General features: G+C 35.9%; 14 protein-coding genes. 7 read left to right on the top strand and 7 right to left on the bottom strand.

Annotated features, from left to right (window positions below; all coding sequences use genetic code 11):
* Positions 1–34: 34 nt before the first annotated feature.
* Positions 35–424: an OB-fold protein gene (locus VK161_RS04790; protein WP_324213620.1), complete on the bottom strand. Its 390-nt coding sequence runs from the start codon at positions 422–424 to the stop codon at positions 35–37.
* Positions 425–624: 200 nt separating this feature from the next.
* Between VK161_RS04790 and VK161_RS04785 the strand changes: the two genes are divergently transcribed.
* Positions 625–984 carry a hypothetical protein gene (locus VK161_RS04785; RefSeq protein ID WP_324213619.1) on the top strand — a complete coding sequence of 120 codons (360 nt, stop codon included), beginning with the start codon at positions 625–627 and terminating at the stop codon, positions 982–984.
* A 33-nt stretch (positions 985–1,017) separates the two neighbouring features.
* A complete protein-coding gene (locus VK161_RS04780; RefSeq protein WP_324213618.1) occupies positions 1,018–1,557 on the top strand; it encodes a YceI family protein in 540 nt (179 codons plus the stop codon).
* 52 nt (positions 1,558–1,609) lie between these two features.
* Here VK161_RS04780 and VK161_RS04775 read toward each other — a convergent pair whose 3' ends face one another.
* From VK161_RS04775 to VK161_RS04760, 4 genes are all read right to left on the bottom strand, one after another.
* Positions 1,610–2,566 carry an ion channel gene (locus tag VK161_RS04775; protein ID WP_324213617.1) on the bottom strand — a complete coding sequence of 319 codons (957 nt, stop codon included), beginning with the start codon at positions 2,564–2,566 and terminating at the stop codon, positions 1,610–1,612.
* Positions 2,567–2,583: 17 nt separating this feature from the next.
* Positions 2,584–3,762, bottom strand: a complete 1,179-nt coding sequence (locus VK161_RS04770) for an AIR synthase related protein (RefSeq protein WP_324213704.1) — start codon at positions 3,760–3,762, stop codon at positions 2,584–2,586.
* A 464-nt stretch (positions 3,763–4,226) separates the two neighbouring features.
* Positions 4,227–5,039, bottom strand: a complete 813-nt coding sequence (locus VK161_RS04765) for an OmpA family protein (protein ID WP_324213616.1) — start codon at positions 5,037–5,039, stop codon at positions 4,227–4,229.
* 6 nt (positions 5,040–5,045) lie between these two features.
* Positions 5,046–5,915, bottom strand: a complete 870-nt coding sequence (locus VK161_RS04760) for an OmpA family protein (protein ID WP_324213615.1) — start codon at positions 5,913–5,915, stop codon at positions 5,046–5,048.
* A 90-nt stretch (positions 5,916–6,005) separates the two neighbouring features.
* Here VK161_RS04760 and VK161_RS04755 point away from each other — a divergent pair, with 90 nt between their 5' ends.
* The 4 genes from VK161_RS04755 to VK161_RS04740 are packed head-to-tail and all read left to right on the top strand — an operon-like array spanning position 6,006 to position 9,743.
* Positions 6,006–7,106: a hypothetical protein gene (locus tag VK161_RS04755; RefSeq protein ID WP_324213614.1), complete on the top strand. Its 1,101-nt coding sequence runs from the start codon at positions 6,006–6,008 to the stop codon at positions 7,104–7,106.
* Between the two features lie 16 nt (positions 7,107–7,122).
* Positions 7,123–7,578, top strand: coding sequence for a T9SS type A sorting domain-containing protein (locus VK161_RS04750; protein WP_324213613.1), 456 nt, complete (start codon positions 7,123–7,125; stop codon positions 7,576–7,578).
* A gap of 10 nt (positions 7,579–7,588) precedes the next feature.
* Positions 7,589–8,662, top strand: coding sequence for a hypothetical protein (locus tag VK161_RS04745; protein ID WP_324213612.1), 1,074 nt, complete (start codon positions 7,589–7,591; stop codon positions 8,660–8,662).
* 34 nt (positions 8,663–8,696) lie between these two features.
* Complete coding sequence (locus VK161_RS04740; protein WP_324213611.1) at positions 8,697–9,743, top strand: hypothetical protein; 1,047 nt, start codon at positions 8,697–8,699, stop codon at positions 9,741–9,743.
* Between the two features lie 77 nt (positions 9,744–9,820).
* Here VK161_RS04740 and VK161_RS04735 read toward each other — a convergent pair whose 3' ends face one another.
* Entirely contained in the window at positions 9,821–12,010 is a 2,190-nt protein-coding gene (locus tag VK161_RS04735) for a glutamine synthetase III (protein ID WP_324213610.1), read from the bottom strand.
* A 218-nt stretch (positions 12,011–12,228) separates the two neighbouring features.
* Positions 12,229–12,744 carry a hypothetical protein gene (locus VK161_RS04730; RefSeq protein WP_324213609.1) on the bottom strand — a complete coding sequence of 172 codons (516 nt, stop codon included), beginning with the start codon at positions 12,742–12,744 and terminating at the stop codon, positions 12,229–12,231.
* An 89-nt stretch (positions 12,745–12,833) separates the two neighbouring features.
* Here VK161_RS04730 and VK161_RS04725 point away from each other — a divergent pair, with 89 nt between their 5' ends.
* A complete protein-coding gene (locus VK161_RS04725; protein ID WP_324213608.1) occupies positions 12,834–13,400 on the top strand; it encodes a DUF1543 domain-containing protein in 567 nt (188 codons plus the stop codon).

Genomic DNA, 13,400 nt, shown 5'->3' with positions numbered 1-13,400 from the left:
AAATTGTTTATATAAAATTGGTTGATTGTTTGTGCTATTTTATTATTGAAGATTGGTCCATTTTAAATTCTTCAACCAAATCATCATAAGCTAAAAAACGGCCTTTAAGCGTTACTTTCTTTTTTACTTCTAAATCAGTTGGCAATGATGTATCAAACTGAGCATAAATTTTATCATCAATAACAACTGACTTCGTTGAAGCATCAACATTGGTAATCGTACCTTGAACTTGTACCACTTTGTTCTGATACTTTGTGGTTGCCAAACTGTCATTGTCTGTAAACTCTTTTTGCAATCCAGCTACCGTTAAGGTAAAATCGGCTTCAGAAGCGGCAATATCCTTATGATCTTTGTAGGCGTAGAAATAAACCGAAGCTGCTATTCCTAAAACCGCAATCACAAAAATTAGTAATTTTTTTTTCATAGTTATTTTGTTTTGTTATTCAATAAGTTAAATATATTTACGAAAATAATTCTTATTTAGATTAAATTCAGGAAAAAATAATTATTTTTATTTTTTTAAATCTAAAATCTTACGTTTCTCGTAAATTAAAGTAGAGTTAAACCAAATAAATACAGACAATATTACCAATTATTGATTAATTTCGAAAAAAAATAAACCCTATGAACTACAAATTCTATCTTTTTCTTTTTGCAAGTCTTGTGTTTTTGCCAAGTTGTTCCAATAATAGTACTGATGATTTAGTTGGACCAACACCAGCATCGGTAACCTACAATGGCCAAATCAAAGCCATTATTCAAGCCAATTGCATTGCTTGTCACAGCGATCCACCACAAAACTTTGCTCCTATGCGTTTGACTACTTATGAAGATGTTAAAAATGCAGTTTTGACTCGTGGCCTTTTAGACCGAATTTCCAGACCTCAAGGCGCGCCCGGTATGATGCCAAATGGCGGAACTCGTTTACCTCAAGCTACTATCGATTTATTTACGCAATGGCAAACGGAAGGTTTGGCAGAATAATTGTAGTAGTTCTAAATATCTAAAAATAAAATCATGAAAAAATATGCTCTTCTCGTATCATTTTTCTTTATCGCAATAGGTTTTGCTCAAGATAAAGTGTTAACCAAAAACGGAAAAATCACTTTTGAAGCTTCCGTTCCTTCTTTTGAAGAAGTCAAGGCCAAAAACGAAGCCGTAACCTGTGTTGTCAATACCAAAACAGGTGAGATTGCTAGTTTAACCTTAGTAAAAGGATTCCGTTTTAAAGTAGCCCTAATGGAAGAACACTTTAATGAAAATTACATCGAAAGTGACAAATATCCAAAAGCCACTTTTAAAGGAAAAATTGAGGGTTTTGATTATTCTAAAATCACTAAAGAAGGAAAAACCTACACCATTAAAGGAAAATTAGAATTGCACGGAAAATCAAAAGATATTACCATTACTGCCACCATCAAAAAATCGGCTGATGGGATGTCATTAGTTTCCAACTTTACGGTAAACACTGATGATTTTGGAATTGATATTCCAAGTGTAGTGAGCAAAAAAGTCTCTAAAAAAGTAAATGTAACTTTGGATTTTAACTTGAAATAAATCGAATTTTACACAATATACAGAACCACGAATTAACCGTTCGTGGTTTTTTTTATAACTCTACTTTAGAATACGAATTCAATTTATCAATTTCCAATATCGTTTTGGTATCGTCTTGACTTTGAGTAAACATTGGGTTGAATTTAGCACCGTATACAATTTCATCAAAAGTATACGAGGTACGTTTGACAACTGTATTACTGTACATGTCGTCAAAGGCTTTGATCAAAACCATAATTTCACCTGAAATACTTTTGAACTCTTTTTCGGTAAAACCATAAAACGGACTCGATTCTGTAATCGGATGCACCAATGTCCAATTCAGGTTCAACGAATTGATCATGTTCATTTCCAAATCCAAAAAATAAAATTTATTAGTAAGCACTTTATTTTCTTCCAATTCAATCGCGACCGTTATTTTTGCCTCAGCATCGGTTAATTGTGTGTTTTTATGTGGAACCAATCGCATCATCAAGGCAGTTCCGCCTTTATAAGGAGCAATTAAAGCATTTTCAGAAAATAAAATATGGGCTTTGGGTTGACTGAATCGTCCGTAAAACAAACCTGTTGCAATAGCAAAACTCAACAACCCGAAAAGCGCTTCAACCGAAGCCACAAAACTGGTTATGAATCCACTCGGACTAATATGTCCGTAACCCACAGTCGTATACGTTTGAATACTAAAGAAAAATGCCTGACCAAATTGATCCAATTTAGAAGTCGCTTCAATTCCTTTCAGATGTTCCACTCCCAACAGATAATACAAGGTTGCAAAACAACAGTTTACCGTAAAATAAAAAAGTATGATGATGAAGAAAAATTTCCAACGTGGAATCGTAAGCATCGTATGGTACCAACTGATGCTGTCAAAAAAAGCAACTCCCGTTTTGCGCACATTGGCGTTTCCGCTTTTGGTCAAAAAACGTCCGCCACTACTAGCAGCACTGGTTCCGAAACCCGTATTGGTGAGTGATTTTGCTTTGGAGTTTATTTTTTTTAAAAATGCCATTTGGTAAATAAATTGACTTAATATACAAAAGTTCCAAACTCACTCTCAATAGTCAGTTTCTTACTCTCACTCGCTTCTACTCGACCCACAATTTGGGCGTCAACTCCAAACGATTGTGAAATTTCAATAATATTTTGAGCAACAGCTTGCGGAACATACAATTCCATTCGGTGACCGCAATTGAACACTTGGTACATTTCCTTCCAATCGGTTTTGGATTGCTCTTGAATGAGTTTGAAAAGTGGCGGAACCGGAAATAAATTATCTTTAATTACATGAACGTTCTCTACAAAATGCAACACTTTGGTTTGTGCGCCACCGCTGCAATGCACCATTCCGTGGATTTCTTCTGACGAATAGTTCTCTAGTATTTTTTTGATGATTGGAGCATACGTACGTGTGGGTGAAAGCACCAATTTTCCTGCATCAATAGGTGAATTTTCAACGGCATCGGTCAATTTTACTTTTCCCGAATAGACTAAATCACTCGGAACCGAACTGTCAAAACTTTCTGGGAATTTATCCGCTAAATAATGGGCAAACACATCGTGTCGCGCCGAAGTCAAACCATTGCTTCCCATTCCGCCGTTATAGCTTTTCTCGTAGTTTGCCTGACCAAAACTGGCCAAACCTACAATCACATCGCCTGGCTTAATATTGGCATTGTCAATCACATCGCTGCGTTTCATACGTGCTGTTACGGTCGAATCAACAATAATGGTTCGCACTAAATCGCCCACATCAGCCGTTTCGCCACCCGTAGAATGAATCGTTACACCAAAACTTTTCAACTCGGCAATCAATTCTTCTGTTCCGTTGATGATGGCCGAAATCACCTCAGCCGGAATCAGATTTTTATTTCTTCCAATGGTTGACGAAAGTAAAATATTGTCGGTGGCACCAACGCAAAGTAAGTCGTCAATATTCATGATCAACGCATCTTGTGCAATGCCTTTCCACACCGAAATATCTCCTGTTTCTTTCCAATACATATACGCCAACGACGATTTGGTTCCGGCGCCATCTGCATGCATGATCAAACAATAATCCTCATCATTGGTCAAATAATCGGGAACAATTTTGCAGAAAGCTTTCGGGAATAACCCTTTATCGATGTTTTTGATGGCGTTGTGTACGTCTTCTTTAGAAGCAGAAACTCCGCGCAGAGCGTAGCGTTGGCTGTTATCAGAACTCATTGTAGTGGTGTGTTGTGTTGTGGCACAAAGATAGTAATTAAGATGGAAAATTTTAGTCACAGTCGCAGTTTTCAGTTGCAGTTGCCGTTTTTTTATTTGTAGCAGAAATTTAGTATTTTTTAGAACAGTTGTCCCGCTTTCCGCTCTACTTCGTGCCGCTGCAATCGGGGCTAGATTTGACGTATAGTAGTTTAAAGTCGTAATGAAAGAGTGGTCGAAAGCAGAATACAAAAACGTCTACTGTAAACACCAAATTCCTATTCTAGCCCTGATGGAAGCGAAAATCCTGACATTGCGAAACGAATGTGCTTAGATGAGATTGCTTCGTTCCTCGCAATGACAGATTGCAGCGGACAGCAGGACAAGTCGTCATTACAACACCACAACGCCTGCTACAAATAAAAAAAATCTGTGCATCAGCGGCAAATAAACCTTTGCGGTTAAAAAAATGAGCGCAGCGAATGCTAATTCTCTAAAATCAGAATTTCTACGCGGCGGTTTTCGTCTTCTTCTAAAGCGTTTTTCTCCGGAATTTTATACACCGGACGCGAAACACCGTACCCTTTGAAACTCATGCGAGAGCGGTCAATTTTTCCGCGAATTAAGTAATTGTAGACTGCGCGTGCTCTTGCCGTTGAAATCACTTCGTATTCATCAGGACGTTTGCAGCAAATGTGGCCTTGAATTTCGATTTTGAGTTTGGGATTATCGATCATCACACAAAGTAAATCGTACAATGTTGACTCAGATTTCGGAACTACTTTGGCCGAATTATTGAAAAAGTAAATGTTGTCAAGCTTAATTAAATCGCCTTTTTTGGCTCCTTTTATTTTGTCTTTGAGTGATTCTTTGGGAAGTTCTTTAATCGATTCCAGATTCTTTTCGACTTCGGTTTCAGCAACCTTATTTTTGAGTTGATAAATAATCGTCACACGCCGGTTTTCACCTTGCACGGGTGATTGTTCAAAATCTTCTCCAAATCCGCGAATCTCGATGTCTTTAATCACATCAATTTCACTCGCAATGAGAAAATTATACACTTCATTGACGCGTTTGAGTGCCAAAGTATCGTTGTAAGAATTCGTTCCTTTCCAATCGCAAAAACCGTAGAGTTTGGTGACTTGGTAGTCTTTGCCTTCGGCTATCCACGAGTTGATTTTTTTGACGGCTGTTTCGTTAAGTTCGTATTGATCAAAATCGAAATACACACTCAACTTTTCTTGAGCGAATGAAGAAAAGGCAATTAAGAGAAACCAACCTATAATTGCATTTTTCATGATGTTTTATTTATCGAGTACCATGATTTCGACTCTGCGGTTGCGTGCTGCTTCGGCTTCGTTTTGCTCGGGTATTGGATGTTTGGGTTTGGAAACACCAAAGCCTTTTACCGTTACACGATTACTGTCAATCCCTTCCGAAACCAAAATACGTTTGACTTGTTTGGCGCGATCGGTTGAGAGATTTTTAACGTCCTTGTTGACGCAACAAATGTGACCTTGCAACTCGATTTTGAGTTTTGGGAATTTTCGCATTACGTACACTAATTCGTCAATTGCGGGTTTGGAAGTAGGCATTAACGCAAACGAATTGAGGTAGAAATTAATGTCGTTCAACCTAATTAACGTTCCTTTTTTAGAAAGCCCGATTTTCTCTTCGAGTGATGCGCCTTCTGGGAAATTCATCGTTTCTTCTTCAATGGGAACGATTTCGGCTGGTTCAACTTCCACAGGTTCAGCGACTTTAGGTTTAATCCCTAAAATTTCGTCTTCACGCGCTAAATCTTTGGCTTGAATATAATAAATAGTTACTTTTCTGTTTTCGGCTTTGGTTTTGGATTGTTGGAAATTTTCACCAAAACTTCGGGTTTTAAAATCGTCTCTAATAGGAACTATTCCTTTGATTTTGTTGTAGATAAAATTGACTCTTTTTTTGGCCAAAGTATCGTTGAATCCGTTGGTTCCGTCTTCATCAGTATAACCATTGATTGCGACGATTTTCGAATCTTTATTGGCGTTCATCCAATCGGTCAAACGCTTTAATTCGACCACATTAATTTCGTGACGGTTGCTATCAAAAAAGAGAGAAATCTGTTGCTGGGCATTGGCAGCGACCAAAACCACAAAGAAAAACAGTATTGAAAATAGTTTCTTCATAATCATATAACGAAATTACGGAAATTTAATTTTATGAAGCAAAAGTAATACCAATAAAAAAAATACTTACTTTTATAAAAACAAAAAACTATGAAAAGATTACTACACTTAATGGTAATGGCATTTTCTATTGTGGCATTTGCTCAAGTACCGCAAGGAGTTTCCTATCAAGCTATAGCCTTAAATTCATCGGGATATCCAGTTGGAAACACTTTAATTGGAGTTCGTTTATCGATTTTAGACAACAGTGCAACAGGAACAGTGGTCTATACTGAAACCCACACCACTACAACTAACGACAGAGGTTTGTACAATTTAGTAATTGGTCAAGGAACACCTGTTAGTGGATTATTTCCTTCAATTAATTGGGGAACGAATTACAAATTTTTAAAAGTGGAATTGGATATTACAGGCGGAACCAATTACGTTTTAGCAGGTACAACACAGTTGTGGAGCGTTCCTTATGCTTTGTATTCGGAGAAGGCGAATAGCGTTGATGCTGATAATATTGTAGGAGAGATCAGTTCTTCTTATGTTTCAGGGTTCATCACTGATACCAATGCGTACTATATGTACAACGGAATCACTAACCAACCTAACCAATGGATACAGCAATCTCTTGCAGGACAACCTATTGATGTAAAATCCAATTTCTACACAATGGGAGTAATGACTTCAACTAACGCCTATGCATGTACAGTAGTCAATAATGGAAATGATACTTCAAATACTTATGCACAATGGTTTCCAATTCAATTGTCGGGAACACCTCTAAAATTAGTTATTTCAAACGAATCATTTGGAGTATTAACCTCAACACATGCTTATGCTTTTGTTTACACTTCTAACGCAAATAATGATGTAACCTATAGTTGGTACAGCCAGCCAATTTCAGGAACTCCAAAGGATATCTATGCATTTGGAAACTGCAGTATCGGAGTTGTTACCGATACGAATGCCTATGCATTTGCAAAAACGGCTCTTTTGTCATCTACTGAAACAACAGCAAATTGGTATGCAACAGAACTAAGTGGCAATGTTATTCAAACAAGACCAACACACCATCTTTTTTCTGTATACACTTCATCACATGCCTACTCTTTTGTACCTGTTTTCACAACAACAGGTAACACCACATTCGAATGGAAATCAATTCAAATGAGTGGTAACTATATTGACTCTTCTAAATAAATTAAATTTTGCAACTATGAAAAAAATCATTTTAATTACCTTTTTATGTAATTCTTTTTTGAATTATGCGCAATCAACGATTCAGTCGGTAAATTCTGGGAGTTTAATTACAACAAGTTCTTCGGTTTCTATTGGAGAAATAGTAATAAATCCAGTGAACCAAAACCAATCAAGTTCTGGTTTAATTGGCATTTTAGCACAAGTTAATGAACAAACATTAGAAGTTCCTGAATATGAATTAACCGACGACATCATCGTTTCTCCTAATCCAACTGTGGCGAGCATTCAATTCAAAAGTGAAATTAATTTAGTAAATGAAAACGTTGCTGTATACACTACAAGTGGTCAATTGGTTTCAGAAAAGAAAATTCAATCGGATAATTCGGTTGATTTGAGTGAATTGTCATCTGGAATTTACATCATTCAACTGACTTCTGATTCCAAAAAATCATTTAAAATAATCAAACGTTAACAATACGACTATGAAAAAATTACTTTTTTTTGGTTTGTTTCTGACAACTGTGTTTTGCTTTGGACAAGTTCCGCAAGGCATTTCTTATCAAGCCATTGCACTTGATGGTTCGGGAAATCCAATTGTGAGTTTGCCTGTTGGCATTCGCCTTTCTATACTCGATATATCGGCAAGTGGAAGTGTTTTATATACAGAAACACACACTCCAACTACCAATGCACAAGGATTGTATAATTTAGTTATTGGTCAAGGAACTCCAACTACTGGAACGTTTTCGGCTATTAAGTGGGAAACTAATTCTAAATTTTTACAAGTAGAAATGGATGCTGCAGGTGGAACTAATTATACTTTGGTAGGAAGCACTCAATTATTGAGTGTGCCTTATGCTTTGTATGCTGGAAAGGTTGATAGTGAAAATGTGATTGGTGGACCTGATGTCTCTCCAATTAGTGGATATACCTATTCATCTTCTTTTATGACTTCAACAAATGCTTATGTATATTCTCCGACATTCTATTCTCAAAGTAGTAGTTCGACTTTTACTTGGCATAGCACAGCAATTTCTGGAATCCCATATATGAAATCGAATAACAGCTTTTTAACAAGTACAAATGCCTATATTTTTGGACCTTCGAATACTTCTAATGGAAATTTACACACTTGGCATTCTTATCCAATATCCGGTCAGCCTCACAAAGTCATTACCAATTTTGGCACAACCCTAGTGACCACGTCAACAAACGCTTACGCATACAGAGTGTCAACAAGTAACACTTATGATTGGGTACCAACAAATATTTCAGGCACCATTATTGACACAGTAATTGATCAACGATATTTTGGAATATTGACAACTACCAACGCTTATGTATATGGTCCAAACGCAACAGGAACCGGTGACGCTTGGACAACAATTCCAATAACTGGAAATCCATTAAGAATTAAGCCTAGTATAAATGCTGGGATAATGATACTTACAACTGCAAATGCATATTTCTACGGACCAAATCAATACAACAACCCTAGTGATTACTCCTGCAGTTGGCATACTATTCCTTATTCAGGAACCTTACTATTAGATTAAATAACAAATTATAAATTAGAATTACATTTTTACAATGAAAAAAATCATTACCCTATTAGCCTTAATTAGTACATTAATTACTTTTTCGCAAGTTCCACAAGGAATATCGTATCAAGCGATTGCCTTGAATGGTTCAGCAAACCCTGTTGTGAGTTCGAATGTTGGGATTCGGCTTTCGGTTTTAGACAACTCAGCAACTGGAACTGTTTTATATACAGAAACGCATACCAAAACCACTAATGCTCAAGGTTTATTTAACTTAGTTATCGGTCAAGGAACTCCAACAACTGGAACCTTTTCTACCATCAATTGGGGAACCAATTCTAAATTTTTAAAAGTAGAAATGGACGCTGCTGGCGGAACCAATTATGTCTTGGTGGGAACAACTCAGTTATTGAGTGTGCCGTATGCGATGACAGCAGGGAATTTAAGTGGTTCATCTGCAAATGATAGTATTGAAGATAACAAATATTCTAATTTTGCCTTCTACGATTCTTCTACTGACGCAACATACGCATTTAATCAAATTACTGGAACTTGGGTTTCTCAAGCTGGAGGAAGTCCAACTTCTGGAACAATCGTTAGTTCAAATGGAAATTTTGCTTTCTACGATTCTTCAACTGATAAAACTTATGCTTTTAACAAAAAAACTGGAACTTGGGTTTCTCAAAACGGAGGAAGTCCTACCTCAAGTACAATTGTTAGTTCTAATGGAAATTTTGCGTTCTATGATTCTTCAACTGATTCGACCTATGTATTTAATCAAAATACTTCAACTTGGATCTCTCAGAGTGGTGGAAGTCCAACTTCTGGTACAATTATAAGTTCAAATGGAAACTTTGCTTTCTACGATTCATCAACTGACAAAACTTATGCTTTTAACAAAAAAACTGGAACTTGGATTTCTCAAAACGGTGGAAGCCCAACTTCAGGAACAATTGTAAGTTCAAATGGGAATTTTGCTTTTTATGATTCTTCAGTTGATACAACTTATGTATTCAATAAAAATACTGGAGCTTGGATTGCTCAAAGTGGAGGAAGCCCTACTGCTAATACCATAGTAATATCTAGTTCAAATTAAAATCATAAAAAACCTGCTCTCATCAAGCAGGTTTTTTTCTATATTCTATTCTCTATTTTCTTTATTCTAAAAGAAAATTATCTCGTAAACAACAACTCTCTGTATTTCGTCAACGTCCAGATTTCGTCGTCAACTAATAACTCTAGTTTGTCGCAGTGTTCTCTGATGACGTCAAAATACGGTTTTACTTTATCGCAGTACGATTCGGCCATTTTTTGAGCATCAGTCAACGCATTGGCTTTTTTACGCGCTTCAATCATATCGTCAACATTAGAGTTAATTCCTTCGATGTGTTCAGATATTTCTTTGATGATTGAAATTTGTTCTTTAGCAATTTTCTCAAAATCTTTTCCGAAAATTTCTTTTAATCCGCGTACGTTTTCAATCAACGTATTTTGGTAACGAATGGCAGTTGGAATCACGTGATTACGAGCAATATCGCCTAAAACACGACCTTCAATTTGGATTTTCTTGGTGTATTCTTCCAATTCGATTTCGTAACGCGCTTCAACCTCAACGTGGTTCATTACGTTCAATTCACTGAATAAATCCAATGCTTTTTTAGAAACCTTAGCTTTTAAAGCGGTTGGAGTAGTTTTATGATTGCTCAATCCACGTTTTTTAGCTTCTTTTTCCCATGCTTCACTGTAACCATCACCTTCAAAAAGAATGTTTTTGGTTTGTTTGATGTATTCTCTCAATACATTGAAAATCGCTTCGTCTTTCTTTAAATCTTTTTTCTCGATCAATGCGTCTACTTCTTTTTTGAATTCTTTCAATTGTTTAGCAACAATTGAATTCAAGGTAGTCATTGCATTGGCACAGTTAGCCGAAGAACCTACCGCTCTGAATTCGAATTTATTTCCAGTAAAGGCAAATGGAGACGTTCTATTTCTGTCGGTGTTATCCAACATTACATCTGGAATTTTACCTACTACATTCAATTTTAAATCCGTTTTTTCTTCTGGAGATAATTTCCCTTTAGAAACACCTTCTAACTCAGCCAATACTTTAGTCAATTGTTCACCAATGAAAACCGAAATAATTGCTGGTGGCGCTTCGTTGGCACCTAAACGGTGATCATTACTTGCAGTTGCAATAGCAGCGCGAAGTAATTCTTCGTATTCATTTACCGCTTTGATTGTATTGATGAAGAACGACAAGAACTGTAAATTGCTCATTGGTGTTTTACTTGGAGAAAGTAGATTTACTCCAGTATCAGTAGCCAACGACCAGTTGTTGTGTTTACCCGAACCGTTTACTCCTTGAAATGGTTTTTCATGGAATAATACTTTGAAATCGTGACGCTCACCTACTTTTGACATTACATCCATTAATAATGAATTGTGGTCAACGGCCAAGTTCGTTTCTTCGAAAATCGGAGCCAACTCAAATTGGTTAGGCGCTACTTCGTTGTGACGTGTTTTAACTGGAATTCCCAACAACATACATTCTTCTTCCAATTCTCTCATGAAATTTAAAGCACGAGATGGAATTGACCCAAAATAGTGATCGTCCAATTGTTGTCCTTTTGCAGAAGTATGTCCGAGTAAAGTTCTGCCCGTCATTATTAAATCAGGACGTGAATTCGCTAACGAACTATCCACTAAGAAATATTCTTGTTCCCAACCTAAAGTTGCGGTTACTTTTTTAACATTTTTATCGAAATACTTACATACTTCGGTTGCAGCTTCATCAACAGCATTCAATGCTCTTAACAGCGGAGTTTTATAATCTAATGCTTCACCGGTATACGAAATGAAAACCGTTGGAATACATAATGTAGTTCCGAAGATAAACGCAGGAGAAGTTGGATCCCAAGCTGTATATCCACGTGCTTCAAATGTATTTCTAATTCCACCATTTGGGAACGACGAAGCGTCTGGTTCTTGTTGTACTAATTGTCCACCACCAAATTTCTCAACCGCTTCTGAACCATCATAAGACGTTTCAAAAAAAGCATCGTGTTTTTCGGCAGTAGTTCCAGTTAAGGGTTGAAACCAGTGTGTATAATGTGTCACTCCTTTTGAAAGTGCCCACTCTTTCATTCCCATTGCGATATAATCAGCTAGTTTTCTGTCAATTTTAGTTCCGTGCTGCACCGCATCTTTTACACCTTTATAAGCATCTGAAGTTAAGTATTGCTTCATTGCTTTGTCGTTGAACACATTGGATCCAAAAAGCTCTGATTTCTTTCCAGATTCTTCAAATTTCACAGGTTTTCTACCTGATGCATCTTTTAATGCTTGAAAACGTAAAGTTGACATAAAAATTAAGTTTTAAAGTTATACCCTTATTATTTTGATGCAAATATACTATTTTTTTAATCCAAAAATAATTATACCCTATTTTTTTAGGGGTAAAAATAATAATAATTGATTTTTATTGAGTTTTATAGATTTTTTACTCGAATATACGCACAAAAAAAGAGGCTGTTTCATCAACAACCTCTTTTACTAACCAACTAACAACTATATAACTATAACTATGCTTTAATTTTTCTCACTTTTGATGAATCGATGTTGAATGCTTTTAAAGTAGCATTGTAATCGGTGAAATCAACTGTGCTTGAAGTTTTTCCAGAAAAATAACCTGGAACAATTACAATTCTAAAGGTTTGATTTTGTGTCCACGCCGATGATAATGTATTCATATCAAAATTAGCATCCATGAATAAACTTACATCGTAACGAGTGAAATCAAAATTATAATCCAATTCGCCTCCGCCATCAAAATAATAGGTTTGTGGCATTAATCTCCAAACATCGGCTCCGTTTACAACATCGTATAAATGATACACCAAAATCATATCACTTGCATATATTGGAGGGTTTATAGTAACCAATCTGTTAAAATTATTACTGGCCGAAAATGAAGTAGTTACTTCAATTACTTCGCTTATAGTGTCATTATCAATTCCATCGTCATTTACTTCATTTACTGTACAACTTTGTAGTCCTATCATCCCGATAAAAGCTAAAATAAAGGTAATTTTTTTCATGATTTTGTATATTTAATGATTAATGATACTAACTTCATTTCAATTGTTGTGCCAAAGTTTTCTATTTGAAAAAATAATATCTTTGAAGAATGAAAAAAGAGAATAAACTTTACATGGTAATGCTCGGATGTCGACCTGAAGGCAGATGTACTGAGCAACACGATATTTTTTTCGGAATAGGAAATTCATTAAAAGAATTGATTCCACACATGAACCACTTTTGGCCCGAAGCAAAAGGACGCATTCATATTGATGCTTGGCGTGAAATTACTGAAGTTGATAATCATTCGATAACTATTGTTCCTAAAGGAAGTCTTTTTAATCAAAATGAGAATTTGTTTTTCATCAATTTGGGTGGTTATAAAGAAAATGAATTTGAAGAATACCATTATAAAGTAGTAGTTGTTGGCGAAACACTTTCAGAAGCAACTAAAAAGGCAAAAAATACTGCTTTTTACAAACATTGTGGCTTTAAAGACGCCGTTTCTCATATTGATGATAAATTCGGAATTGATGTAGACGATATTTTTAATGTAAAAGACATTTTAATGCCTATCTTTAAGGATAATTTTGACATTCAAATTACAAAATCGGAAGTCACATTACCCGAAGACACTTTGCACATTGGTTATCTCAAACTCGATAAAATAAGCTAA

Source organism: Flavobacterium sp., from assembly GCF_035299245.1.
Classification (GTDB): Bacteria; Bacteroidota; Bacteroidia; order Flavobacteriales; family Flavobacteriaceae; genus Flavobacterium.
Note: the sequence above shows the minus strand (reverse complement) of the source record. Positions and strands in the feature narration are given on the sequence as shown.

Bases quoted from the DNA above. Each gene is read 5' to 3' on its own strand.
- VK161_RS04765 (WP_324213616.1), bottom strand. From the start codon at position 5,039: ATGAAAAATGCAATTATAGGTTGGTTTCTCTTAATTGCCTTTTCTTCA.
- VK161_RS04760 (WP_324213615.1), bottom strand. From the start codon at position 5,915: ATGAAGAAACTATTTTCAATACTGTTTTTCTTTGTGGTTTTGGTCGCT.
- VK161_RS04775 (WP_324213617.1), bottom strand. From the start codon at position 2,566: ATGGCATTTTTAAAAAAAATAAACTCCAAAGCAAAATCACTCACCAAT.
- VK161_RS04755 (WP_324213614.1), top strand. From the start codon at position 6,006: ATGAAAAGATTACTACACTTAATGGTAATGGCATTTTCTATTGTGGCA.
- VK161_RS04730 (WP_324213609.1), bottom strand. From the start codon at position 12,744: ATGAAAAAAATTACCTTTATTTTAGCTTTTATCGGGATGATAGGACTA.
- VK161_RS04785 (WP_324213619.1), top strand. From the start codon at position 625: ATGAACTACAAATTCTATCTTTTTCTTTTTGCAAGTCTTGTGTTTTTG.
- VK161_RS04725 (WP_324213608.1), top strand. From the start codon at position 12,834: ATGAAAAAAGAGAATAAACTTTACATGGTAATGCTCGGATGTCGACCT.
- VK161_RS04745 (WP_324213612.1), top strand. From the start codon at position 7,589: ATGAAAAAATTACTTTTTTTTGGTTTGTTTCTGACAACTGTGTTTTGC.
- VK161_RS04750 (WP_324213613.1), top strand. From the start codon at position 7,123: ATGAAAAAAATCATTTTAATTACCTTTTTATGTAATTCTTTTTTGAAT.
- VK161_RS04735 (WP_324213610.1), bottom strand. From the start codon at position 12,010: ATGTCAACTTTACGTTTTCAAGCATTAAAAGATGCATCAGGTAGAAAA.
- VK161_RS04740 (WP_324213611.1), top strand. From the start codon at position 8,697: ATGAAAAAAATCATTACCCTATTAGCCTTAATTAGTACATTAATTACT.
- VK161_RS04770 (WP_324213704.1), bottom strand. From the start codon at position 3,762: ATGAGTTCTGATAACAGCCAACGCTACGCTCTGCGCGGAGTTTCTGCT.
- VK161_RS04780 (WP_324213618.1), top strand. From the start codon at position 1,018: ATGAAAAAATATGCTCTTCTCGTATCATTTTTCTTTATCGCAATAGGT.
- VK161_RS04790 (WP_324213620.1), bottom strand. From the start codon at position 424: ATGAAAAAAAAATTACTAATTTTTGTGATTGCGGTTTTAGGAATAGCA.